The 14168-nt window shown below is 64.8% G+C and carries 10 protein-coding genes; 4 read left to right on the top strand and 6 right to left on the bottom strand.

The window, feature by feature from the left end:
* Window positions 1–16: 16 nt before the first annotated feature.
* Both BSY18_RS07295 and BSY18_RS07290 read right to left on the bottom strand, forming a co-directional pair.
* Window positions 17–1465, bottom strand: a complete 1449-nt coding sequence (locus BSY18_RS07295) for a coniferyl aldehyde dehydrogenase (protein WP_069050150.1) — start codon at window positions 1463–1465, stop codon at window positions 17–19.
* 109 nt (window positions 1466–1574) lie between these two features.
* Window positions 1575–2774 (bottom strand): PQQ-dependent sugar dehydrogenase, encoded by a 1200-nt coding sequence (locus BSY18_RS07290; protein WP_236823471.1) that lies wholly within the window; start codon window positions 2772–2774, stop codon window positions 1575–1577.
* Window positions 2775–2883: 109 nt separating this feature from the next.
* Between BSY18_RS07290 and BSY18_RS07285 the strand changes: the two genes are divergently transcribed.
* From BSY18_RS07285 to BSY18_RS07270, 4 genes are all read left to right on the top strand, one after another.
* Complete coding sequence (locus BSY18_RS07285; protein ID WP_069051770.1) at window positions 2884–3483, top strand: ribonuclease HII; 600 nt, start codon at window positions 2884–2886, stop codon at window positions 3481–3483.
* Window positions 3484–3702: 219 nt separating this feature from the next.
* Window positions 3703–4854 (top strand): site-specific DNA-methyltransferase, encoded by a 1152-nt coding sequence (locus BSY18_RS07280; protein ID WP_069050149.1) that lies wholly within the window; start codon window positions 3703–3705, stop codon window positions 4852–4854.
* A gap of 5 nt (window positions 4855–4859) precedes the next feature.
* A complete protein-coding gene (folP, locus tag BSY18_RS07275) occupies window positions 4860–5966 on the top strand; it encodes a dihydropteroate synthase (protein WP_069050148.1) in 1107 nt (368 codons plus the stop codon).
* A gap of 13 nt (window positions 5967–5979) precedes the next feature.
* Entirely contained in the window at window positions 5980–6186 is a 207-nt protein-coding gene (locus BSY18_RS07270) for a hypothetical protein (protein WP_054133794.1), read from the top strand.
* 13 nt (window positions 6187–6199) lie between these two features.
* Here BSY18_RS07270 and BSY18_RS07265 read toward each other — a convergent pair whose 3' ends face one another.
* The 4 genes from BSY18_RS07265 to BSY18_RS07250 are packed head-to-tail and all read right to left on the bottom strand — an operon-like array spanning window position 6200 to window position 13867.
* The gene (locus BSY18_RS07265; protein ID WP_083231357.1) at window positions 6200–7270 is read right to left on the bottom strand and encodes a YihY/virulence factor BrkB family protein; all 1071 of its coding nucleotides are present in this window, start codon (window positions 7268–7270) and stop codon (window positions 6200–6202) included.
* Between the two features lie 2 nt (window positions 7271–7272).
* Entirely contained in the window at window positions 7273–7515 is a 243-nt protein-coding gene (locus BSY18_RS07260) for a hypothetical protein (protein WP_054133792.1), read from the bottom strand.
* Window positions 7515–11759, bottom strand: coding sequence for a translocation/assembly module TamB domain-containing protein (locus BSY18_RS07255; RefSeq protein WP_069050146.1), 4245 nt, complete (start codon window positions 11757–11759; stop codon window positions 7515–7517). Before BSY18_RS07255 ends, BSY18_RS07260 begins: the two co-directional genes overlap by 1 nt.
* Window positions 11759–13867, bottom strand: coding sequence for an autotransporter assembly complex protein TamA (locus tag BSY18_RS07250; protein ID WP_069050145.1), 2109 nt, complete (start codon window positions 13865–13867; stop codon window positions 11759–11761). Before BSY18_RS07250 ends, BSY18_RS07255 begins: the two co-directional genes overlap by 1 nt.
* Between the last annotated feature and the right edge of the window lie 301 nt (window positions 13868–14168).

The raw sequence follows: 14168 nt of genomic DNA, 5'->3' as shown, positions 1-14168 counted from the left end.
CTGATCCTGGCCTCGTTCAGAGCTTCAGATCGCGCGCGATCGCCTTCTTCGTCGCATCGCCATAGGGTGGCAGGAAGCCGCCCAGCTTGGCGACATCTATCCGCGGCTGGCTGTAGATCGACTTGGCATGGCTGAAGGTTCGGAAGCCATCGAGCCCGTGATACGCGCCCATCCCCGAGGGGCCTACGCCGCCGAACGGCAAATCTTCCATCGCGACGTGGAAGATCGTGTCGTTGAGCGTGACGCCGCCCGAGACGGTGCGATCGGTGACCTTCCTGGCCTCGTCGCCGTCCTCACCGAAATAATACAGCGCTAGCGGGCGGTCACGGCCGTTGACGTAGTCGATCGCCTCATCGACCGTGGTGTAGGTCTTGACCGGAAGGATCGGGCCGAAGATCTCGTCCTGCATCACCTTCATGTCATCGGTGACGTTGCGCAGGATATGCAGCGGCATCTTGCGGCTGTTGGCCGATTTGAAATCCTCGTTCCCCGGATTGACCTCGATCACCTCCGCGCCCTTTTCGCGCGCGTCATCGAGATAGCCGGTCAGCCGCTGGTGATGGCGTTCGTTGACCACGGCGGTGTAGTCGTCGTTGGTCAGCAGGGTCGGGTACAAGGTGCCCGCGGACTGCTTGATGTTCTCGATGATCTCGCTCTCGTCCTCGCGCGGGACATAGAGGTAATCGGGTGCGATGCAGATCTGGCCGGCATTGAGCATTTTGCCCATGGTGACCCGCTGCGCCGCCTTGGCCTTGTCTGCCCCGCGACCGATGATCGCGGGCGACTTGCCGCCCAGCTCGAGCGTGATCGGAACCAGGTTCTTGGCGGCAGCGCGCATGATGTGGTGGCCGACGCTGGTCGCGCCAGTGAACAGCAGATGGTTGAACGGCAGCTCGGAAAACGCCTGGCCGACGTCCGGTCCACCGGTGAAGAACGCGACTTCGCTCGCATCGAAGAACTGCGGGCCGAGTTCGGCGAGCAGGTTCGAGGTCTTTTCGGTGTACTCGCTGTTCTTGATCATCACTCGGTTGCCCGCAGCAAGCGCGCCGATGGCGGGGGTCAGGCAAAGCTGGATCGGGAAATTCCAAGGCGCGATGATGCCGACAACGCCCAGCGGCTGATATTCCACCCGTGCGCGTGCGCCCAGCAGCCCCAAGGGAAACTGTACGGAACGCTTTTCCGGCTTGGCCCAGCTGTCCATGTGCTTGAGCGTGTGCCGCGCGCAGTTGAGCACGCTGACGATGTCGGTCATCTTCGACTGCTCGGCGCTGCGGTGGCCGAAATCCTCGCTCATCGCCGCGACCAGTGCATCGGCGTTGTCGTGAACCAGCTTCATCAGCCGCTTGATGCGGTCCTTGCGGACAGCCATGGGAACGGGCAGCTCGGCAAGGAACGCCGCCTTCTGCCGGTCGAGAACTTCTGTCAGCTGATCAGCCTTGAGCGCAGCGTCGGTCATGGTCGCCATTCATCGTCTCCCGATTGTGTGTTTCGCGGTGGAATAGCGCGATAGGTTGCGAAATGAAATGGCTTTGCGCCCGCAGCGCGGACGCAAAGCCTTCGCTTTATCCTAGGATTTACTTCGCCGGAGTCAGCTTGAGCAGACGACCCTTGGAGCCGCGCGCACCGTCTTCCAGCACCCAGATCGCACCGTCCGGGCCCTGTTCGACCTCGCGGATGCGGCCTTCCATCGCCCAGTTGTCGGCCTTTTCGGCGTTCTCGCCGTCAAGCTTGACGCGCACCAGCGCCTGGCCGCTCAGCGCGCCGATAAACGCGCTGTTCTTCCATGCCGGGAACAGGTCACCGGTGTAGATCATCAGGCTGCTGGGCGAGATGACCGGGGTCCAGAACACCTTGGGTGGCACGAAGCCGTCTTCGGGCGAATGGTCGGGGATGTCGCGGCCGTCGTAATGATCGCCGTTCGAAACCTTGGGATAGCCGTAATTGGCGCTGCGCTTGACGAGGTTGAGCTCGTCGCCGCCCTTGGGGCCCATTTCGGAATTCCACAGATTGCCCGCGCTATCGAACGCGAGGCCCAGCGGGTTGCGGTGCCCATAAGACCAGATCTGCGCCTTGATCCGGCCCTGATCGTACATCGGATTATCCGAGGGGATGCCGCCGGTCGGGGTCAGCCGCACGATCTTGCCGAGATTCTGCTCGAGATCCTGAGCGGGATCGAACTTCTGCCGCTCGCCCGAGGAGATATACATCATGCCATCGGGGCCGAAGGCGATGCGGTGGCCGTAATGGCCCTTGCCGCTGACCTTGGGCTCCTGCCGCCAGATGACCTGCATGTCCTTCAGGCTGGCGCTGCCATCCGCCGCAGCCACCATCTTGGCGCGGGCGACAGCAGCGCCGCTGGTATCGCCTTCGCCGGCCTCGGCAAAGCTGAGATAGACAAAGCCGTCATTGGTGAAGTCGGGCGACAGCACGACATCGCCCAGACCGCCCTGGCCGCCATAAGCCACCTTGGGGGTGCCCGAGACATCGACCATTGCAGGCTTTCCGTCCGCGCCAAAGCTGACCAGCTTTAGAACGCCCTTCTTCTCGGTGACCAGCGCGCGGCCATCGGGGAGGAAGGTCATTGCCCAGGGTTCGTCGAACGCGGCGACTTCAGCGGTTTCGAAAGGCAGGCGATCGACCGGGGAAATCGCAGCGACTTCGGTGGCGGCCTCGCCGCTGGCCACGGCTTCTCCGCCGCTGTTGCACGCAATCAGGGCGAGCGGCAGCGCGGCGCTCAGGGTCAGTCGGTGCATCAGGGTCACTCCGTTTTTCATGGAAACGATCATCGCCATCCGGGGACAGATTGCAAATGATTCGGGATATTTGCGCTCGTTTGGCGGGGCAGTGCTTGCGGTCGCAAGGGCCTTGCGGCAGAGACGCACGATGACCCGGTCCGGTTCCCTCGATCTGCCCTTTTGCCTGTCTGCAACCATCGCGGGTGTGGACGAGGCGGGCAGGGGTCCGCTGGCGGGTCCCGTGGTCGCCGCAGCCGTGATCCTCTGCCCGGATGGCATCGAAGGGCTGGCCGACAGCAAGGTGCTGAGCGCTGCAAAACGCGCGCGGCTGGAAGCCGAAATCCGCGAGCGCTGCAGCTTCGGGATCGGTATCGCCAGTGTCGAGGAGATCGACGCGATCAACATCCTGCAGGCAACCATGCTGGCAATGACCCGCGCGGTCGAGGCGCTGGGCGATGCGCCGGGGCACGTGCTGGTCGATGGCAACCGGCTGCCGCGCTGGAGCTACCGCGCCGAGGCCATCGTCAAGGGCGACGCGCTGCATCCGTGTATCTCTGCGGCTTCGATCCTTGCCAAGCAGCACCGCGACCGGATGATGCTCGCCGCTGCGGCAGAACACCCGCATTACGGCTGGGAGCGCAACATGGGTTATGGCACCGCCCAGCACCTTGCCGCATTGCGCCAGCACGGGCCTTGCCCGCTTCACAGGAAGAGCTTTGCCCCAGTGGCGCAGGCAATGCTGCTCTGACGCAATTTTTTTGCGTGCCGAGTCCTCGATGTCACACCACTAGGCGTTGAGTCCCGACCGGTTAACAAGACTCAACATCTGGATTTGGACTCATTGTGTTCCGCATAAGCGCGGCCTCGTTAACCATTTGAACACCCGGAATCCCTAGGGTTTTGGCCTTGACCGATGGTCGCCGAGGACTCATGCAGGGCCCTGTTCCAAGGGTATGTGGGGGTAAAGATGGTTTTGACTGGCGAGATGATGGCGCCTGTGGTGCGCAAGGCGAAGGCGCCGGTGCGCGTGCGGCCCGCGGCCAAACCCGAGCTGCCCCTGGGCCAGATCCTGCGCGGCGATTGCATCGAGGAAATGCGCAAGCTTCCCACCGGTTCGATCGACATGATCTTCGCCGATCCGCCCTACAACCTGCAGCTTGGCGGCGACCTGTTCCGGCCCGAGGGCGGCCGCGTCGATGCGGTCGACAATGACTGGGACAAGTTCGACACCTTCGCCGCCTATGACCGGTTCACCCGCGAGTGGATGACCGAAGCCCAGCGCATCCTCAAGCCCGATGGCTCGATGTGGGTGATCGGCAGCTATCACAACATCTTCCGTGTCGGCGCGACGCTGCAGGACCTGGGCTTCTGGATCCTCAACGACATCGTCTGGCGCAAGGCCAACCCGATGCCCAATTTCCGCGGCACCCGCTTCACCAACGCGCATGAAACGCTGATCTGGGCCTCGCGTGACGAGAAATCGAAATACACGTTCAACTATCGCGCGATGAAGACACTGAACGACGAGCTGCAAATGCGCTCCGATTGGGTGATCCCCATCTGCGGTGGGCAGGAGCGGTTGAAGCGCGGCGGCACCAAGGCGCACCCGACGCAGAAGCCCGAGGCGCTGCTGTATCGCATCCTGCTGGCCTGCACCAATCCGGGCGATGTGGTGCTCGATCCGTTCTTCGGCACGGGCACCACCGGTGCGGTCGCCAAACGGCTTGGCCGCGAATGGATCGGCTGCGAGCGCGATCCGGTCTATTGCGAGGTCGCCGAAGAGCGCATCGAAGCTGCGCTGCCGCTCGATGAATCGGGCTTGAAGACCATGCAGTCGCCCAAGAGCCAGCCGCGCGTCGCCTTCGGTACGCTGGTCGAAACGGGTTTTATCCAAGTCGGCGCGGTAATCATGGACAAGGCGCGCAAGCACCGCGCAACGGTTCGCGCCGATGGCTCGCTGCTCACCGGCGATCATACAGGATCGATCCACAAGGTCGGCGCGAGCCTGCAGAATGCGCCGTCGTGCAACGGCTGGACCTATTGGCATATCGAGACCAAGGACGGCCTCAAGCCGCTCGACAGCCTGCGCCAGACCTATCTGCTCGCCACCGAGCCCTGAGGCCCATGTCCGGTACAGTCTATGTCCGGCCTGTCGGGCTGGCCGAAAACCCGCAGACCTTCGATGGCGCCACCATCCGGCTGGGCAACAGCCTGGTGTGGTGCCATCTGCTGGCGATCGAGACGATTGAGGCGGGCAGGCTGGTCGCGCGGCAGATCGTGCCGGTCGATGGCTTTGCCGAAGCGCTTGCAACGATGCCCGGTGACCAGGCTGACCGGGCTCGCACCCAGTTCGCCAATCTGTCGCGGCAGCACGCGCCGCTGGCGGTGGGCGAGCGGATTCTGCGGTTCGACCAGCCGCAGGTGATGGGGATATTGAACGTCACCCCGGACAGCTTCTCCGATGGTGGCCGCTTCACTGACGACCCGGCCGGTGCGGCCGATGCAGGCTTTGCGATGCTGACCGCGGGCGCATCCTTGATCGACATCGGCGGCGAATCCACCCGCCCCGATGCGCCGGTGGTTTGGGAAGGCGACGAGATCGCCCGCGTCGTCCCGGCGATCAAGACGCTCGCCCACAGCGGCGCAATCCTGTCGGTTGATACCCGCAAGGCTGCGGTGATGGAGGCCGCGCTTCAGGCTGGCGCGCACATCGTCAACGATGTCTCGGCGCTGCTGTTCGACAGCCGCGCGATCGATGTCGTCCGCCAGGCCGGGTGCCCGGTGGTGCTGATGCACGCGCCCTCGCAGGGGCAGAACCCGCACACCGGTGCAGGCTATGGCAATGTCGTCACTGACGTGTTCGACTGGCTCGAGGCACGGATCGCTGCTGTGATCGCAGGCGGGATTGCGCGCGATCGCATCCTGATCGATCCGGGCATCGGCTTTGGCAAATCGCTCGCCGACAATCTGGCGCTGATCAACGCGCTGCCGCTGTTCCACGCGCTGGGCCAGCCGATCCTGTTCGGCGCCAGCCGCAAGCGGATGATCGGGGCGCTGTCCAACGAGGCATCTGTCGACGCGCGGCTGGGCGGATCGATCACGCTTGCGCTGAGCGCGATCGGATCGGGCGCGCAGATCGTCCGGGTGCATGACGTGCCCGAAACCGTGCAGGCGGCGCGCGTCTGGCGCGGATTGCGCGATGCCGCCTTGACGATGCCGGGTCTGGACTGACACACGGGCGGGCATGACCAGCTTTGTTCTCTCGCTCGCCGTGCTCACTGCCTTCGCGCTGATCGCAGGCGCCATCGTTCTGCTGCGGCGCGGTCAGCGCAAGCAGCCGGTGCTGATGCTGATCCTGGCGGCGGTGATGATCGGCAATGTCGTGATCTGGTCCATCCCGACGCCCAGTGGCGATGTCCTGGCCGACAAGCCAGAACTTCCCAAGAATTAGGCCTGGCCGACGGTCAAGGCTGGACGGTCCGCCTGCGCCGCTGCTTTTCCAGTATAGCCTGCTCGGCCTCGTCGAGCGCGACCGAATCCGCCAGCGCCGCGCCGCGCTGGCCCAACGGACGGTCGGCGCCCACGGTTGAATCGCGGAAAGTCTGGCGCTCGGTCTCGGCATTGATCTCCGCGCCGATCAGCACCGCATAGGCCGACAGGAATAGCCACATCAGGAAGATCACGATCGCCGCGAGAGAACCATAGGTCGCGTTATAGTCGCTGACATTGGCGGCGTAGAAGCCGAAACCCAGCGTTATGCACAGCCACAGCACCGTCGATGCCATAGAGCCCAGCGACAGCCAGCGCCACTTGGCGGCGCGGCGATCGGGAGCGTAGCGGAAGAAGATTGCGAAGGTCACGCTGACCAGCATCGCCGCGACGACCCAGGTCAGCGTCTGGATCAGCATCAGCGACGATGCGCCGATATAGGGCGCCACAAAGTTGCGGACATAGCTGAACAGCGAGATCGACACGAGACCGACCACCGCGATGCCAGCCATTCCCAGCGTGATCATCACTGCGACCAAGGTGGTGCGGAAGAACCCGCGGGTTTCGTGCTCTTCATAGATGATGTTAAGCGCGCGCATCATCGCGGTCGCCGCGCGCATCGCGCCATACGTTGAAAACAGCAGCGCAAGTACCAGCCCCAGGCCCTGCTGGGTCGAACTGGTGGTGACGATCTGCAGCAGCTGTTCGCGCACGATCACCAGAACCTCGCTCGGCACGACCTCGTTGAGCAGGTCGAGGCTGTTGGCGACGGTCCCCGGATCGGCGATCAGCCCGTAGAGCAGGACGATGACCGCGATAAGCGGCACGAACGCCAAAAATGCGAAGAACGCGACGCCCGCCGCGAGCAGCGCGAGGTTGTGCACCCCGTTCATGACATAGACCCGCTTGATGATCGCCCACCACGCGCTGGGCGGCATATCCAGCGGAGAATGGGCCCTGGCGCCGGGCACCTGATCGGCCAGCGCCTCGACGTCGGCGGGCATGGCGCCTGCGTCGGCAAGGGTGGCGGGAGGTGTGGAGGCCATGGCTACTTCGCGTCTGTGACTGGGGCAGGGGTCGGGGCGGTTGCCGGCTTGCCAAGTTCGGCGCGGGCCCGCTCAGCTTCGCGTGCGGCATTGAGCTGCTTTTCGGTATCGGTATCGATGCTGCGCGCCTTTGCGGCAAGATTGCGCGATTGCTGCTCGAACTTCGTGTCAAAATCCGGTTCGGCCTGGCAGCCGCCGAGCAGCACCATCGCCGTGCACGCCATCAGAAGAATGCTGCTCCGCATCAATAGTCCTTTCGGTACTGGACGTTGACATTCGATCCGCCGAAGCTGCCGACCTGGCTCAGCACCGACAGTGCCTTGCTCAGGCTGATCTCGATCTGCGTCGCTGTAAAGCCGCGCGTGTCGGTGATGATTTCGACATAGACATCGTTCGAGATATACTGCCCCACCGCGAGCGAGGTGCCGCGCCCGGTGTCCTCGTCGGCTCCCAAAATGCGCAGCCGGTCGATGCCCGATGCCGATTGCAGCACGCCCAGCGGGTTGAGCCCGCCGCTGCCGCCGCGCAGGCTATTGAGCGAGGCGGCGAGCTGCACCGCCTGGATCGGGGTCAGCTCACCGATCGAATTGCCGAACAGGATGCGCGCCATGACCTCGTCCTGCGGGAGCGCGGGCGTCGAGGAGAACGCGATGTCTGGATTCTCGCCGGTGCCCGATACGTTGATGTTCACCGTAACATCGCCCGCTTCGCCGCTGGCGCGCAGATTGATCACCGGATTGGTGGCGCTGCCGCCGTTGAACCGCAGGCGGCCCTCTTCCAGATCGAACGAGCGCCCGGCAAAGCCCAGCGTGCCGCGCACCAGATCGATACCGCCGGTGATCCGCGGATTGCCTTTGGTTCCGGTGATGCGGATGTCCGCCGCCCATTCGGAATCCAGCCCCATTCCCGAGACATAGACCTGGTTGTCCGCGACCAGCTTGACGTCAAGCCGCCAGTCGCTGGGCACGCCCGAAATGGGATCGGGGTCGCCGGTGATCCGTGCACGGCCCAACGCCGGCTTGCGCCTGACCCCGGTGAGCTTGGCGACCTGCGCCGAACCCTGGCGCACGATGCGGTAGCGGGTCTCGGGCAGCCGGATGGTGCCCGAGATCAGCGCTGGCTGGGTCGCGCTGTTGATGATGCTGAGCTGTCCGGTGGCGGTCGCGGCTAGGCCGCTGCCATCTGCCAGTCGCGCATTGTCGAGATTGAGCGCGAGCTGCACCGGAAAACCCTGCGCCGAGCTCAGCGAGACGAAGCCTTCGCCGCTGATCGTGCCGCTGCCGGCACGCGCTGTCAGCTGCTCGACCTGCAGCCGGTCGCCGGTGAAGCTGCCGCGCAGCCGCATGTTGGTCAGCCGGGTGCCGTATTGTTCGTTTTCGTACGTGAGGTTGTTGGCGCGCACGATGCCGCGCAGCTGCGGCTGTTGGACACGGCCCGTGAAGTCCGCTGCCACGCCGATCGCGCCAGACAGGCTCTGGTCGGGAAGCGCGGCGAGCGAGAACAGGGTGTCGGCAGGTCCATTGTAGCGCAGGCCGCCGCTCAGCGGAGCGGCAAGCAGCCGGGTGGTCCAGCTGCCGGCGCCAGCGGCGAGCGGGGTGAGCGCGACCTGCATGCGGCCGATCACCGCACCACGCCGCCTGATGATCGCGCGGGCATTGCCGCCCTCGGGCTGCAGCGTCCCGACCACTCTCATGTCCACCGGCTGCGAAACCGAAGTAAGGCTGGTGCGGGTGAAATTGTCGATCGTCAGCCGGGCATCGGCCTCGGGGAAGCTGTTGGCATTCGCTTGGCGGAAATCCAGGCTTCCCGAGGCCGTTCCGCCCAGGCCCAGTCCGGGCATGATCGGGTTGATCAGCGCCATATCGACCTCGGCAAGCCGCGCTTCGATATCCATGCCTGCGCCATAGCGGCCTGCGAGCTGGATTGTGCCGCGTGACAGATCGATGGTGGTGGGCATCAGCCGGTACTGTGCGGCCTCGGGAATGATCCGCGCCGGGTTGCGGGTCTTGAAGTCGATGCCGTTGGCACGGCCATCAAGCGCGACGCGCCACAGCTCGGGTTGCAGAACCGCATTGGCGGCAAAGCGGAACGGAAAGCTGTTGCGCCCTTCCGCCATCACCCGGGCGCTGCCCTGGCCGTTGCGATAATCGATCTTGGCGCGCGCGGCGGCGATCTGCAGTTGGCCCATTCTGGTGCCCGCGAGCTGGACATCGGCGACGATCTGCGGCTGTTCGGTCAGCACCATGTCGGCTGCGATGATCGCGCGGCCGATGACCACGCCTGCGGGCCCGGGAAGCCGCGCATCGCGGGCGTTCAACGCCAGCACCGCGCGCTGATAGGCACCCGCGGCGGAGAGGTCGACATTGCCCGACACTCCGGCGCCATCGGCTATGAGCTGGCCTGCGAAGGGTCCGGCGCTGGTCTGGCGGACCCTGCCGGTGATGCCGATATCGGCAAAGCGGGTGCCCGGGTTTACCGCGATCTCGAGCGGTCCGCGTGCCGTGAAGACGTTCACATCGGCAGCAAACGCGCCGTAATCGGTGTCGCCATTGCCGGTCACCGCATAGCTGTTGCCGTCTCCGCGAATGGTGGCGATGACGTTGGACATGCCTATGCCCAGCCCGGGCCGCGCAGCTTTCACGGTTGCGACGGGTCGTGTCACCGTCCCTGTCACCGCGACGGTCAGCGGGCCATATTGGTTGGATGAACCGCGCGCGTCGAAGCGGATCTGGCCGTCGGTAGAATAAGAGCCCCGGCCTTCGGAGAGCCGGAATGCCGGCGCTGCCACGGTCAGCCTTGTAACCCGGCCGATGCCGTCGCTGCCATAGCTGACATCGGCGTTGATCAGCGCATCGCCGCCCATGAACTCGCGCAGGCCGTCGTTGAGGATCTGGCTGGATCGCGCCGAAATCTTGCCCGCGAGGCGGAAGCCGCCATTGCCGGTGGTTTCCAGATCGATATCGGTCGCGACGTTGAAGATGCCCACGCTTTCTACGCGGTAGCCGTTGACCCGGCCATTGAGCGCGCCGGTATACAGCCCGGTATTGAGATCGGCGAGGATCACCGCCGTTGCATCGATGCGGCTGGACCGGATTTTGAGGTTGTCGGACATCAGCCGGGCGTTCGAGTAAGCAAGGTCGCCGTCGAGCCGGACGTTTTCGAGGAGGCCACCAGCGGCGGCATTCAGCCCCGCGATGCGCCGCGCGCGCGCGCTCACCGGGATCATCCAGGAATCGGCATCAAGCCGGGCCGCGCCGGTCGCGGTCAGGCCGATCACCGAAATATCGTTGAAGCCCAGCCGCGCGGCGGTGATGTCATAGCCGATCTGCGGGGATGCAAACCCGCCGTTGAGCGTGAGATTGGCCGCAATCCCCGCACCGCTAAGATTTTCGGCGATCGTTCCGGGCTGCAGCAGGCGGAAGGCCACCTGCAGATCGCGCATCTGGCTTGTCCCCAGATCGACCAGACCATCGGCATCGAACGCGAAATTGGCGTTGCCGATTTTGGCCGCGATATCGAACTGCCGCTCGTTGGCGGTGGTGGTGATGTCGATCGTCGTTTCGGGCTCGAGCAGCGCGCCGGGCTGGGCTGCGAGCAGCAGGGCAGGGCGCATCTTGCCGCGCGCGGTGAAGGTACCCTTGCGCGCGGTGAGCACGACATCGGCGAGCGACTGCCCGCCCAGCGTGCCGCCCAGCGCACCGTTCCATGCGTCCCAGTCACCCTTGCCGCGCAGATCGACGCGCATCGGCTGGGCAACGCCGGTCAATCCGGCGATCAGGCCTTGCGCCGGGGCGTCGAGATTGAAAGCCAGGTCGAGCGTGTTGGTTTCCGGAACCGCGCGCAGATCGAGCGTCATCGTCTCGCCGCCTGCAAATCCGGTGCCTGCCTGCGTCGCCGCGCGCGCGCTGACCACGGCGGTGCGGTCGGCAATGTGGACCTTGCCTTCGAGGGATGCGCGATGGCGCTGGCCTGTCACTGCCGGATCGATGTCGATGCGGCGTAGATCCAGCCGGGCGATGTCGATGTCCAGATCGGGAAGCAGCGGCTCGTTGGTGGGCGTGGTCTCATTGAACGCGGGCAGGCGGCGCAGGCGCATCTGCGGCACAACCAGCGAGCGGATATCGACATGGCTGCGTGCAAAGGCAAATGGGCGCCAGTCGACCTCGACCAGTGGCGAGGAAGCAAAAACGCCCCGCGGATCGCGCAACGTCAGATCACGGATCCGCATCCGCCCGTACAGCGAACCTTCGATCCTGCCGATGCCGACGTTGAGTCCCTTCTCGAACTCCATCCCGGCAATCTGCTTGGCAACGAAACGCTTTCCGCTGCTGCTATCCAGCCAGACATAGCCGATCGCGAGCAGCGCCAGGATCGTGCCGAGCAGCACCGCGATACCGATGGCGATGCGGCGCGGCCAGGATTTTCGCGGGTGTTCGGTCTGCACCGCCTCGGCCACGGGTTCGGCGGCGGTGTCGATTGCGTCGGCCATCAGAAGGCCTGACCGATAGAGATATAGACCGCGACGCGCGATTCGCCGGGGCGCCGGGCGATCGGGGTTGCGACATCGAGCCGCATCGGCCCGAAATTGGTATAGAAACGCCCGCCGATCCCGACGCCATAGCGAAGGTCGTCAAACCCCGGGGTCGAGCTGGTCGAAACCTGCCCTGCGTCGACAAAGCCAACGATCCCGTAATTGCCGAAGCGATAGCGGATTTCCGCCGCCGCCTCGACCAGGCTGCGCCCGCCGATCGGACGGTTGTCGGGGTCCTTGGGACCCAGTTCCTGATAGCCGAAGCCGCGGACCGACCCGCCGCCTCCCGCATAATATCGCCGCGAAGGCGCGATGTCTGTGCGGTCGGCGCCAAAGATCGACCCCACCCGTGCGCGTCCGGCAATCACGATGTTGTCGCCCACCGGGTAATAGCCGGTGCCCTCGAGCAGCCCGCGGCCATAGAACAGCGTTCCGCTGCCAAGCGACGCCTCGGGCGAAACCTGCGCCGAGAGCCGGAAGCCGCTGGTCGGGTCGAGCAGATCGTTCGAACGATCCCAGGTGATCTGGCCCGGCAGCGCAGCCACATAATAGGTCCGCCGGTCGCGCTGGCCGAGGGTGAAGTTGTAATCCTGCTCGTTGGTGCCCAGTAGCTCGAAGCCATAGCTGTAGGTCAGCCGCTTCTGCCAGATCGGCGTGCTGTAATAAGAGACACGCCCCGCCAGCCGCCCGGTGAAGGATTCATACGCTGCAAAGTCGCTGCGCAGCGCCGACAGGCTCAGTTCGACCGCGCGGTCACGGCGTCCGGCGTTCGATCGGCGGAAGGTCGCCGATGCGCCCTGTTCCTGCGTGCCTGCGGTTATGCTGGCGATCAGCGCGCCTTCGGGCGGGAAGAGGTTGCGATGGGTCCAGCTGCCCTGCGCGCGGATGCCCTGGCCGGTGCCGTAACCGGCATTGGCCGCGAGCGTGCGCGCGGGGCCAGCCTCCTGATCGACCCTGAGATCGGCATATCGGGTTCCGTCGGGCGCTGCGGTGCCCGAAGGTTCGGGCTGCACGGCGACCACCGAATAGAGCCCCGTGGCCACCAGCGCCTTGCGCAGATCGTCGACCAGTCGGCTGTCGTAAAGGTCGCCCTTGTCGAAGCGGGCAAGCTTGGCGATGTGGTCGGCCTCGAACACGGTCGATCCGCTAGTGACGATATCTCCAAAGCTGCTACGCGCGCCAGCGGTGACGGGAAGCGTGTAATCGCCGGTTACGCTTTCGGGATCGAGCAGGATGTCGCGCTGGCCGACCTTGGCAAACGGATAGCCCTGCTGCGGCATGGCGATTGCGATATTGGCCTCTGCCGCAAGAATACGCTCGGCATCGATCGGCTCACCGGATGCGGGAACGAAATTGCGCGCGATCAGATCGGCAGGCTCGACCGGCGGCGCGTTGAAGGTGATCGTGCCGAGGCGATAGCAGGGGCCGGGACTGGCGGTGAGCACGACCATCATCGGCCCGGTGGTGCCGCTTTCGGCAAATTCGATCGCGCCGTTCACGGTGGCGTCGAAATAGCACTGGCCGATCAGCAGGTCGGCGAGGAGCTGCTGGTCCTCGAGCATCCGCGCCGAAACCATCGCTCCGTTGCTCGCCTTGCCATCGCCATCGTCGAGCGCGGACAGCTCGCCAAACCGCGCGCGGATCGAACCTGCGCCATCGGGCTCGGGGTTGGCTTCATCTGCTGCATCGAGTGCGTCCAGGCCGTCGATCCGGTAGCTGTAACGGACCGCGCGGGCAGCGTCGTCGTCTGCCTCGGTGTAGCGGCTTTCATCGAACGGCTCGACATCAAAGCTCTCCAGCGGGCCCAGCGGCGCGGCAAGCTCGGGGTCATCGGCCAAAGGCGCGGTCAGCAGATCTCCCCCCACGGTCGCATCGCCGGTCTGACCAAGCGCGCGCGCTCGGGAATCGAGGCGTGACTGCTCGGCGTCCCAATCCTCGATCGTCCCCATCGGCGCATCGGGGTCGATCGACGGAATGGTCGCGTCGAACTCTTCGTCGGTGATGATCGGAGATTCGCCTGTCTCATTCCCGGGCGCGGGCGGAGGAGCTTGTGCGGTCCGCTGCATGGCGATGGCCGCCGGGGTATCGCAAAGTGTCGGCAAAAGGACGCAACAAACCGAGCATAGGCGCAGAAACATCTAAAATCCTGAATTCCGGGCGCCTGGCATGAACGTCCCCCGCTGCTCTACGCGGCAGCTGGGCAATTGGTTCACGCACATAGGTTAGAAAGTTTGTCGGGCTGGATGCGAACCGGACGCAACGTGCCCAAAGGGCGGTGCGCCGATAGCTCGCGCACACCACCCACATAGGATCAAGCGATCCTGCTGGCTTGGAAATTCTAGACCTATGGAAGGTCCCGGAATTGAT

This window comes from Blastomonas sp. RAC04, from assembly GCF_001713435.1.
Classification (GTDB): domain Bacteria; phylum Pseudomonadota; class Alphaproteobacteria; order Sphingomonadales; family Sphingomonadaceae; genus Blastomonas; species Blastomonas fulva.
The sequence above is the reverse complement of the archived record's forward strand: the minus strand, read 5'-3'. Positions and strand labels throughout refer to the sequence as shown.